Genomic DNA, 10,444 nt, shown 5'->3' with positions numbered 1-10,444 from the left:
GCCGACGAATTTGCCGCTCCATAGCCGGTTGGCGAAGATGCCACGATCGGCATCCCACAGCTCGCGCGAGATCCGGGCGCGCAAGGACGCCGCATGGGCGAGATGCGGTTCTGCGTCCTCGCCCAGCGCCGCGGCGATCTTCGCAAGGCTCATGCTGTCAAGGCAGCACAGCGAATTGAGGCCCACATCCTCGCTGTCAAGCGTGCGCGAGGCGGCGTTCCAGCTTGCCTCGTCATGCATGGGCGAATTGTCCATGAAGGATTCATCCTTGGCCGCCAGCTTGGTTCCCTTGTAGAGCCCGAGCCCCACGTCGGACGAGCCATATTCGAGAAGCCCGTTGCCGTTGCCGTCACGCGCCCGGCGGAGCCAGAGATTGTTGGCGCGGAGAATGGGATAGGCGATCTCCAGCAGCGCGCGATTGCCCGTGCGCTGATAGACCTGCCAGGCGATGAAGGAAACGAGCGGCGCCTGGGTGCGGTCCACCCAGGCGTCATTGCCGGTCATGATGCAGGGCAGGTTGCCTTCCGGCGTCGCCGCCGAAAGAACAACAGACAGCGTCTCCCGTGCCTGGTCGGCGTCGAACAGCGAGACCAGCAGCGCGTTGACCGCCGTGTCGTTGAGCCAGAAGCCGAAGCCGCCGAATTTCTTGAGATCCCAGTTGCGCGAGCAGGTGATGTAGGGGCGGTGGTTGACGCTGTCCCAGATGGTGTTCCAGCCCATGATGTCACGGATCGCGGCCTGGGCTTCATCGTGATCCGGCGCTGGCCTGGGATCGCTCATCTCGCGGACCCGGGCGATGGCGAGGTCCGGCCGGTCGGCGATGGCGATCCGGATGCTGTTCCCGGCGGCCTCCTCGAGGTTGAAGCGCAGCGCCAGCACGGGCGCCGACGCGGCGCGGGATTCGAGGAACCAGTAGCCCCGCGTTTCAAGCTCACGGGCGACATCGGCTTCGCTCCCGTGGCCGGTGACCAAGAGCGGCGCGCGCCGCGCCGCGACCGCGACGGTGCGCGGACCCACGGTGCAGTAAGCCACCTGCGCGGCCTCGTCATAGCGCCACGGCGCGCCATCCTCCTGGCGCAGCACCAGCAAGACCCAGAAACGCAGGCCCCATTCGCCATGGCGCCTGGTGGACCAGGTGGCCTCGATGTCGAAGTTACTGTGCTTGGCCCATGACCAGTCCAGCACCGTGCCCGCATGATCGAGCCTGGCCTCGACGCGCGCGCCATCGGTATGGTGGGCGCCGAGCCTGATCTGGCTGCCGGGGCCCGGCTGGAGCGCCTTGCCGGTGCTGGCGGCGAAGAACAAGGGCGAGACATGAATGCCAAGCGGCAGGAAGATCATGTCCAGATAGCGATGCGCCGCCCAGGTGTTCCAGGCGCGGTGCAAGGGAACGGGCGGGGTGCGCAAGTAGCTGGGAACGGTCACGGCGTCCACCTTTCGAGAATGGTGCTGCAGGATGCGGTTTCGATCTGCCGGTCATAGCGCGGAACCAGCGTATCCAGAATGCGGGCATGGCCTTCCGCGCTGCCACTCGCCATGGCGTCCGTGGCGAGGATGACGCGGATGCCACGGTCAACGGCCGAGAGCGCGGTGGCCAGCACGCATACATCGGTTTCAACGCCGCTCAGGATCATGGTGTCGCAGCCGAGCCTCTCCAGAACCGCGAGAAAGCCTGGCGCCTCGAAGGCCGAATAGGTGGGCTTGTCCGCCACATGGGCGGGCGGCACCAAGCCGCGCAAGGGCGGCAGCAGATCATAGATGCCCGGATCATTGCTCTGCCCGAGCACGCTGGCCCAGCGGCGGTAATAGGTCTGCCACTGGCCCGGCGCATGGGCCTCGGCATGGGGCGGCATGAAACGGGTGAAAATGGTGCGCGCCGGCGCATGCGCGGCGAGGCGTGTGACGGCGGGCAGGATCGCCAGCGTGGCGGGCGAGGCCCATTCGCTGTTCTCGGCAAAGTAAACCTGCATGTCGACGGCGACATGGCAGGTGGCGCGGCTCAGCGGCCCATGCACCAGCCCGGTGTTCATGACGACACCGCGATGGTGTGGGCGGCGTCCCAGGAAAGCGTAACCGTGGCGCCCGCCTCGAAGAGCCGGCCGGAGGCATTCTGCTCGAAGGCCAAGAACGGCGTGTCGCCAAAGCCCGGAACGGCGACACGGTAGAGCACGCTGGCGCCGGAATAGACGCTCTGCAGCACGGCGCCGGAAAGGGCGTTGGCCTGTGGCGCAGCGCCGCCGCCGATGCGCACCTTCTCCGGCCGCACGATGGCGACGCCGCCCGAGCCACCGGCCGTACGGATGAAGCTGCCGCCCGCCAGCACCAGCCCGCCATCGGCCGGTGTTCCGCGCAGCACATTGGCATCGCCCATGAATTGCGCGGCGAACACGCTCACTGGCCGTTCATAAACCTCCTGCGGCGCGCCGACCTGCACGATGCGGCCTTCATGGATGATGGCGATGCGGTCAGACAGCGTCAGCGCCTCTTCCTGGTCATGGGTCACGAAAATGGTGGTGATGCCGGTGCGCCGCTGGATGTCGCGCAGCTCCACCTGCATTTCCTGACGGAGCTTACGGTCGAGCGCGCCCAGGGGCTCATCGAGCAGGAGAACGCGGGGCCCGGTGATGAGCGCGCGGGCCAGCGCCACGCGCTGCTGCTGGCCGCCCGAGAGCTCGCGCGGCTTGCGCTCACCCAGGCCTTCGAGCCGCACCAGCGCGAGGTACTGCGCGATCTTCGCGGCCGTCTCCGCCTGCGGCGCGCCGCGCACCTCAAGCCCGAAAGCCAGGTTGCGGTTGACCGTGAGATGCGGAAATAGCGCATAGGACTGGAACACCATGCCGATGCGACGCCGGTGCACCGGAATCCGCTCCATCGGCTCTCCATCGAAAGCGATGTGGCCCGAATCCGGCGAGACGAAACCGGCAATCGACCTGAGCAGCGTGGTCTTGCCGGAGCCCGATGGCCCCAGGAGGCCGAAGAACTCGCCATTCTTGAACTCCACCGAGACGCCGTCCAGCGCCTTGAAGGCGCCGTAGCGCTTGGTGAGGGAGGTGACGCTGATGGCGGTCATTCAGCGCTCTCCGCCGAACCGGTAGAAGCGCGCCACCAGCAGCATGAGGCTCATGGAAGCGATGATGACGATGGTCGAGATGGCGTTGATCTCCGGCGTGAAGCCCTTGCGGATGGCGGTGAAGATTTCGACGGGCAACGTCGCGGTGCCGGGCGCGGCGAGGAAATAGGAAATCACGAACTGATCGAAGGAGACCGCGAAGGCGAACATCGCCGCCGCCACGATGCCGGGGGCCAGGATGGGCATGGTCACGCGCAGGAAGGCCTGGGCGGGCGTGGCGCCGAGGCTTGCCGCGGCCTCCTCCAGCTCGGGCCCATGGGCGGCGAGCCTCGCGCCCACCACCACGATGACATAGGGGATGGACAGCGCCACATGACCGAGCAGGATCGCATGCAGGCCGCGGCCGACGCCCGTCCAGAAGAAAAAGATCAGCATCGCCGTGCCGATGATCAGCCATGGAATGGTGACCGGCGGAAACAGCATGAGCTGCAGGAAGCGTTTGCCGGTGAATTCATGGCGCGCCAGGCCGAGTGCCGCCAGCGTGCCGAGCGTGGTGGCGATGACGGCGGTGAGGCAGGCGATCCATACGCTGTTCCAGCCGGCGGTGAGCAGCCTCTCGTTGTGCATGAGCGACGTGAACCATACGAGATCGAAGCGGAACGGCAGCTCGTAGAGCGGCGAGGCGTTGAAGGCCATGGCCATCATGATGGCGATGGGAACATAGAGAAAGGCCAGGATGGCGGCCAGATATGCGTAGCCAAGCGCGCGCATGCCGCTACCGCGCCAGCCTTGGCCGCAGGAACGGGTAGGATGCCGCCAGGATCAGCAGGATGATGGCCAGCATCATGAAGGACAGGGCGGCGCCCAGCGGCCAGTTGAAGGTGGCCGTGAACTGGCTTTCGATGATCGGGCCCAGCATGATCGCATCCTTGCCGCCGAGGATGCGCGGCTCCATGAACGAGCCGGTGACCGGCACGAAGATGAGGAACACGCCGGCCAGCACGCCGGGAAGGCTCAGGGGCAGCATCACCCGCATGAAGGCCTGAAGCCTGCTCGCCCCCAGCGAGCGCGCGGCTTCAATGACGCGCTCGTCGATGGCCTGCAGCGACACATAGATGGTGAGCACCGCATAGGGCAGATAGGCGTGGATGAGGCCGATGACGATGGCCGGATAGGTGAAGATGATGTCAAAGGGCCCGCGCAGCACCATGGTCCATGAGAAGGTGCGCACCAGCGCATTGGACCAGAAGGGCAGGATGATCAGCAGGAAGATCGCCTCGCGGGCGCGGCCGGCGATCATCCGGGTCAGCACCATCGCCACCGGATAGCCGAGCACCACGCAGGCCGCCGTCACATAGAAGGCAAGCTCCAGCGAGCGCAGCGCATTGTACCAGTAGATCTTCTTGGTGAAGAACGACGCATAATGCTTCAGGGTGAGCTCAGCCTCCCGGCCGCCAACCGGCACCGCCGTGAGGAAGGAGAAGAACAGCATCACCGCAAGCGGCAGCAACACGGTGAACGCCAGCCAGAGATAGGCCGGCGCCACCAGGGCTGCGATATTCAGCTGCGGGCGGCCAGCGGCCATCGGCGGCGGCTACTGCGCGAAGGAGGTCTTTACCTCGTCCCACAGTTCCTGCTGGGCCTGGCGCTGCTGATCGGTGACCGGGGCCATCCACTGCACCCGCTTGACCACCTCGGGGTCGCCCAGCACCGCGCGGTTCAGCGCATCCTCCGGCAGGCCCGCCATGGCCTTGAGGTTGGCCGAGGCTGGGGCGCCGACATTGGTGTCCCACGGCACGTAGAAGGACGGATCGATCATGAAATTGATGAAGGCGTGCGCGCCATCGGGATTGGGGGCATTGGCGGCCACCGCCAGCCCGTCGAACCAGCCGATCGCCCCTTCCTTGGGCACCACGAAGCGCACCGGAAGCTTCATCGCCTTGCGCGAGCGGGACGCGCTGCCGGACCAATAGACCGCCACCAGATAATCACCGGCGGCGAACAGCTTGTTCCACTCGTCCTCGGAAGACCAGAAGGTCTTGAGCTGCGGCTTCAGCGCGGCGAGCTTGTCCTTGATCTTCGCCATGTCGGCGGGGTTGTTGATGTCCTGCCCGGTGGCGAGTGCCGCGAACTGGATCGCCTCCATGGCATCGTCACGCATGCCGACCTTGCCTGCAAATTTCGGATCCCACATCGCCTCGATGCTGTCGATCTTGTCGGTGATCTTCTCATCATTATAGGCAAAGGAGGTGAGGCCCCACACCCAGGCGGACGCAAAATGCTTGCCGTCCTTCACGAAGCGGTCACTGTCACGCAGCGCGGGCGCCAGATCGCCGAAGTTGGAGAGCTTCGCCGTATCGAGCGGCTGGATGAGGCCTTCCTTGGCGGCGTCCATCACATAGATGTTGTTGATCAGCACCACGTCATAGGCGCCGGGGCTGGTGCGCAGCTTGGTGAGCATCTCCTGCTCGGAGTTGAAATAGTCATGCACCACCTTGATGCCGGTGGCCTTCTCGAAAGCCTCCAGCGCCCATTTCTCGTCGGTGCCATAGCCCTGCCAGTTGAGCACCTTGATCTCTCCGGCGGCATGGCCGGGGCGGGACGCGGCGCCCAGCAAGGGAAGCGCGCCCAAGAGCCAGAGCGCGGTGCGGCGATTGATTGAGAGACGCATTGTTTCCTCCTGATTTTATTGGATATTCCTATCACGCGGGCGGTTTTCCGGCAACCCGGTGTTTTCGCCGCAATTGCTTCGGGGGTTCCGTCATGTCAACGTCCGAAGGGTCAGGAAACACGCGCGATGAACGAACTCTCATTCGGCGCACGGAACAAGACGGGCGCTTCCCGATGATGCCGGTGGCCACGGGTCCCTGGTATGAGGTCCACCACATCGGCGGCGGTGTCAGCCGCATTCTCGAAACCCATGTGGCGCCATGGATGCGCTGTAACATGTGGCTCATCCATGGGCGTGACCGGCACCTTCTGGTCGATACCGGCATGGGCCTGCGGCCGCTGAAGCCGGCGATTGCCGCGCTCGCCGAAAAACCCGTGGCGGCGGTCTGCACCCATTGCCATTTCGACCACATGGGCTGCGCGCATGAATTCGACACGCGCCTCGGGCACGCCAGCGAGGCGGCGGACTACGCGGCCCCCGGCAATGACCGGAGCTGCGCCACCCCATGGCTTGGCGCCGAGCTGATCACCGCCCTGCCCCACGCCGGCTATGAGCTGCGCCGCTTCCGGCTGACGCCGGCGCCGCTCACCGGCTATCTCGAGGAAGGTGACGTGCTCGACACCGGTGACCGCGCCTTCCGGGTTTTTCACCTGCCCGGGCATTCGCCGGGGTCGATCGCACTCTATGAGGCCGCGACGAGGACGCTGTTCAGCGGCGACGTGATCTATGACGGGTTGCTGATCGACACCGCCTGGCATTCGGATGCCGGGGCCTATGCGCATTCCCTGCAGCGGCTGAAGGAGCTTCCCGTGGAGACCGTGCATGCGGGGCACGAGAATTCCTTCGGCCGTGACCGGCTGCATGCGCTGATCGATTCCTACCTGGCCGGCAACCAGCGGCTGGGCGATCCCAAGGACTGGCTGAGGCAGGCGCCGCTCAGCGCATCGTGAGCACAACCTTGCCGATGGCCTGGCCGCTTTCCAGAAATCCCTGCGCTTCCGCCGCCTGGGCCAGCGGGAAGCTGGCGGCAATCCGCAGCCTGAGCCGGTCGGCGGCCACCAGCTGCAAGGCCTCCGCCACGATCGCCGCCTGGGCCTTCAGGCGGTCCGTGAGGCCCTTCCACATGGGGGTGAGCATCATCACATTGTGGATGGTGAGGTTGAGGTTGTAGGCGTTGAGATCGGCGTCATCGGGCGCGGTGCCCATCAGCGTCACCACGCGGCCATAGGGCGCCATGGCGCGGTAGGTTCTGGTCATGGTCTCGGCGCCGGCATTGTCGAAGGCCACATTGAGGCCGCCCGACCAGCTCATCGCCGCGTCCGCAAAATCCGTCTCGCGGTAGTTGATCGCCTTTTCAGCGCCGAGCCCTTCGACGATCTCCTGCTTGGCGCGTGTACTCACCGTGGCGGCGACCCGCGCGCCGCGCAGTGCCGCGAGCTGCACGGCCACATGCCCGGTGCCGCCGGCGCCGCCATGGATCAACACATATTCGCCAGGCTGCACGCCCGCGCGCTCATAGAGCGACTCCCAGCAGGTGATGGCGACCAGCGGCAGGGCGGCGGCCGTCTCATCGGCCACCGCATCGGGCACCAGTGCCAGCTGCCATTCGGGCACCACGGCGGCCTCCGCATAAGTCCCCATGGTTCCGCCGATGCCGCCGTTGCAGAAGCACACGCGGTCACCCGGCTTCACCCGCGTCACCGCCGCGCCCACCGCCTTCACGATGCCCATGCCGTCATGCCCCAGCACGAAGGGCTGAGCACCGGCGATGTAGCCGCCGAGCTGGCGGAAGAACACATCCGCCGGGTTCAGCGCCGCGGCCTTGAGTTCCACCAGCACATCCGCCGGACCCTGCGGCCAGGCGAGATCGACCTCCATCAGGCGGAGCACCTCCGGCCCGCCCTGGCCAGTGGCGACGACGGCTTTCATCTTCATCGGGATACCTTTCGCAATTGCCGGACATACCACAGCATGATCAGGCTGAGACACAGGAACACCGTGAGCGCGAGGATCACCGAGGCGACCGCCAGCCGCGGCGTGCCGGCCGAGCGCAGGCTGAGCCACATGAGCACCGGCAGCGTCTGGGAATCGCGGTCGGTCAAGAACAGCGCCATCACGAATTCATTGAGCGAAATGACGAAGGCAAACAGCAACGAGGACACAAGCCCCGTCGACACCATCGGCAGCACCACCTCGAAGAAGGTGCGCACCGGGCCGCCGCCCAGATCATAGGACGCCTCGACGACGCGGTAATCGATGGTCTTGAAGGTTGCCTCCATCAGCATGAAGACGAGCGGCATGGCCCACAGCGAATGCGCGATCATCACCAGCGGCCGCGAGCCGTAAAGCGCATAATCGCCCACCGAAAGCCCGCCGAAGGCGATTGCCACCCCGAGGCCCAGCACCACGCCCGGCATGAACAGCGGCAGCATGATGAGAATGTACCAGGCATCGCGGCCGGGAATTGAAAACCGCTGGAAGGCCCAGGCGCAGAGCACGCCCGAGACCGTGGAGATCACCGCCGTGCCACAGGCGATGATGATGCTGTTGGCCAGTGCGTCCGTCCACTGGGGGCTGCCGAAGAAATCGGCATACCAGCGCAAAGACCAGCTGGCGATCGGAAAACGGATCATCGACGCGTCGTTGAACGACATCACCATGGTGACGAGGATCGGCACCAGCACATAGCCGAAGATGAACAGCGTGAAGGCTACGCCCAGCGCCCGGAGAACCGGCGTTTGCGCGCCGCGGCTCAAGACAGCCTCAGGCATGGAATGACGCCCGCTTCGATTGCAGGCTGCGCGTGAAGACCATCACGGCAGCGACGCCGATCACCAGAACCGCCGAGAGGGCCGCCGCCATCGGCCAGTTGTGCTTAGCCAACATCTGCTCCTGGATGAGGAAACCCATGGTCCACAGCGTGTCCGGCCCCAGCGCCGAGGGCGTGGCATAGGTTCCCATGGTCCAGATGAAGGATTGCGAGAAGGCCACCAGAATGCCGGTCCAGGTGAGGGGCAGCAGCACCTCCACAAAGGTCTTGAGCGGCGGCGCGCCGAGATCGGCGCTGGCCTCCATGAGGCGCTTGTCCAGCCCGTCGAAGATCGACAGCAGGATGAAGAATGAATAGGGCAGCGTGAGATAGACGAGGCCCACGAAGGCCGCGAACTCGGTATACATGAGGCTGATCTTGTCATCGATCAGCCCCGCCGAAAGCAGCGCGTAGCTCAACAGCCCGTTCTTAGGAAAGAACATCCACCAGCCGAAGATGATGGCGATCTCGGAAATCAGCAGCGGGCACAGCGCCAGGCCGACGAACAGGAGCCGCCAGCCCGCCGGCTTCAGCCAGACCAGCAGCGCGAAGCTGTAGCCGATGGCCACGGCGGCGAGCGAGGCGGCGACTGAGAGCTTCACCGTCGTCCAGATGGCATTGGTGAACAGCGGGTTGGAGAACAGGTTCACATAATGATCGAAGGTGAAGCCCGGCACATAGAGCCGCTGATCGATGTGCAGGTTGAAGCTCATGCGGGCCATGAGCAGCGTGGGGATGCCGAAGAACACCAGCACGATGACCAGCGCCGGCAGCATGAGCAGCCATGGCGCCAGGGCCTTGCGCCGGGCCGCCGCCGCCTGCGCCGCGCTTGTCACCGGAACACCTTCATGTGCTCGCTGCGCCAGCCCACCGTGGCGAGGTCGCCGGGGCTGAGGCCCGCGGCGCTGGGGTGATCGGCGGCAAGTTCCGAGGCACCGGCCTTCAGGTGATAGCGGTAGACATCGCCGAGGAATTCCACGAACTGGACGCGCGCCCTGAGGCGGTTGGGAAGCAGGCCCGCCTCGCCCTCAAGCTTCAATCGCGACGGGCGGACATAGATGCGGCAGCTTCCCGCGGCCAGCGGCTTTTCGAGCGTGAGCGCCAAGGCTTCGCCCGTCTTGTCGGCGATCCCGGATGCGGCAACCTGGACCGGCAGGCAGCAGCTTTCGCCGATGAAGGTGTAGACGAACTCGCTGGCGGGCGCGTGGAACACCGTTTCGGGCGCATCGATCTGCTCGATGCGGCCGCTGTTCATGACGGCGACCCGGCTTGACATGGCCATCGCCTCGCCCTGGTCATGCGTCACGTAGATCGCCGTGAACCTGATCTCGTCATGCAGCCGCTTGATCTCGGCGCGCAGTTGCAGCCGCAGCGACAGGTCGAGCGCCGACAGGGGCTCGTCGAACAGCAGGATCGCCGGGCGCACGGCGAGCGAGCGAGCGAGCGCCACGCGCTGCTTCTGTCCGCCCGAGAGCTGGGCCGGATAGCGGTTCTCGAAGCCCTTGAGGCGCACGATGTCCAGCGCCTCGGCGATGCGGCGGCCAAGCTCCGGCTCCGCCACTTTCCGCATGCGCAGGCCATAGGCGACGTTCTCAGCAACCGTCTTGTGCGGGAACAGCGCGCCGGACTGGAAGATGGTGGCGGTGTCGCGCCGGTAGGCCGGCAGGTGATCGATGCGTGCGCCGCCGATCAGGATTTCGCCGCTGTCCAGGTCCTCGAAGCCGCCGATCAGCCGCAAGGTGGAGGTCTTGCCGGAGCCCGAAGGCCCCAGCAGCGTCACGAACTCGCCCTGCGCCACCGACAGCGACACGCCATCGACCGCCACCACCGGCCCGAAGCGGCGCACGGCATCGCGGAGTTCAAGCGCCGGTGTGGTCATGCCCATCAGGGGCCT

General features: G+C 65.8%; 11 protein-coding genes. 1 reads left to right on the top strand and 10 read right to left on the bottom strand.

What is annotated here, in order from left to right; genetic code table 11:
• The 6 genes from ACKOED_RS00430 to ACKOED_RS00405 form a co-directional block, all read right to left on the bottom strand.
• A partial coding sequence (locus ACKOED_RS00430) for an MGH1-like glycoside hydrolase domain-containing protein (protein WP_408914604.1) occupies positions 1-1,425 on the bottom strand: 1,425 nt, incomplete at its 3' end.
• Positions 1,422-2,030, bottom strand: coding sequence for a cysteine hydrolase (locus ACKOED_RS00425; RefSeq protein ID WP_408914603.1), 609 nt, complete (start codon positions 2,028-2,030; stop codon positions 1,422-1,424). The genes ACKOED_RS00430 and ACKOED_RS00425, both read right to left, overlap by 4 nt.
• On the bottom strand, positions 2,027-3,070 hold the full coding sequence (locus ACKOED_RS00420) for an ABC transporter ATP-binding protein (protein WP_408914602.1): 1,044 nt from the start codon (positions 3,068-3,070) through the stop codon (positions 2,027-2,029). The genes ACKOED_RS00425 and ACKOED_RS00420 overlap by 4 nt, the downstream gene beginning before the upstream one ends.
• A complete protein-coding gene (locus ACKOED_RS00415) occupies positions 3,071-3,841 on the bottom strand; it encodes an ABC transporter permease (RefSeq protein ID WP_408914601.1) in 771 nt (256 codons plus the stop codon).
• A gap of 4 nt (positions 3,842-3,845) precedes the next feature.
• Entirely contained in the window at positions 3,846-4,655 is an 810-nt protein-coding gene (locus ACKOED_RS00410) for an ABC transporter permease (protein WP_408914600.1), read from the bottom strand.
• A gap of 9 nt (positions 4,656-4,664) precedes the next feature.
• Complete coding sequence (locus ACKOED_RS00405) at positions 4,665-5,741, bottom strand: PotD/PotF family extracellular solute-binding protein (RefSeq protein ID WP_408914599.1); 1,077 nt, start codon at positions 5,739-5,741, stop codon at positions 4,665-4,667.
• Between the two features lie 173 nt (positions 5,742-5,914).
• Between ACKOED_RS00405 and ACKOED_RS00400 the strand changes: the two genes are divergently transcribed.
• Positions 5,915-6,691: an MBL fold metallo-hydrolase gene (locus ACKOED_RS00400; protein ID WP_408914598.1), complete on the top strand. Its 777-nt coding sequence runs from the start codon at positions 5,915-5,917 to the stop codon at positions 6,689-6,691.
• Here ACKOED_RS00400 and ACKOED_RS00395 read toward each other — a convergent pair.
• The 4 genes from ACKOED_RS00395 to ACKOED_RS00380 are packed head-to-tail and all read right to left on the bottom strand — an operon-like array spanning position 6,678 to position 10,429.
• The gene (locus ACKOED_RS00395) at positions 6,678-7,676 is read right to left on the bottom strand and encodes a zinc-binding dehydrogenase (RefSeq protein ID WP_408914597.1); all 999 of its coding nucleotides are present in this window, start codon (positions 7,674-7,676) and stop codon (positions 6,678-6,680) included. The two genes, ACKOED_RS00400 and ACKOED_RS00395, sit on opposite strands and share 14 nt — an antisense overlap.
• Positions 7,673-8,512: an ABC transporter permease gene (locus tag ACKOED_RS00390; protein ID WP_408914596.1), complete on the bottom strand. Its 840-nt coding sequence runs from the start codon at positions 8,510-8,512 to the stop codon at positions 7,673-7,675. Before ACKOED_RS00390 ends, ACKOED_RS00395 begins: the two co-directional genes overlap by 4 nt.
• Positions 8,505-9,386, bottom strand: coding sequence for an ABC transporter permease (locus ACKOED_RS00385; protein ID WP_408914595.1), 882 nt, complete (start codon positions 9,384-9,386; stop codon positions 8,505-8,507). Before ACKOED_RS00385 ends, ACKOED_RS00390 begins: the two co-directional genes overlap by 8 nt.
• On the bottom strand, positions 9,383-10,429 hold the full coding sequence (locus ACKOED_RS00380; RefSeq protein ID WP_408914594.1) for an ABC transporter ATP-binding protein: 1,047 nt from the start codon (positions 10,427-10,429) through the stop codon (positions 9,383-9,385). Before ACKOED_RS00380 ends, ACKOED_RS00385 begins: the two co-directional genes overlap by 4 nt.
• Between the last annotated feature and the right edge of the window lie 15 nt (positions 10,430-10,444).

This window comes from Aestuariivirga sp. (genome assembly GCF_046093005.1).
Lineage (GTDB): Bacteria > Pseudomonadota > Alphaproteobacteria > Rhizobiales > Aestuariivirgaceae > Aestuariivirga.
The sequence above is the reverse complement of the archived record's forward strand: the minus strand, read 5'-3'. Positions and strand labels throughout refer to the sequence as shown.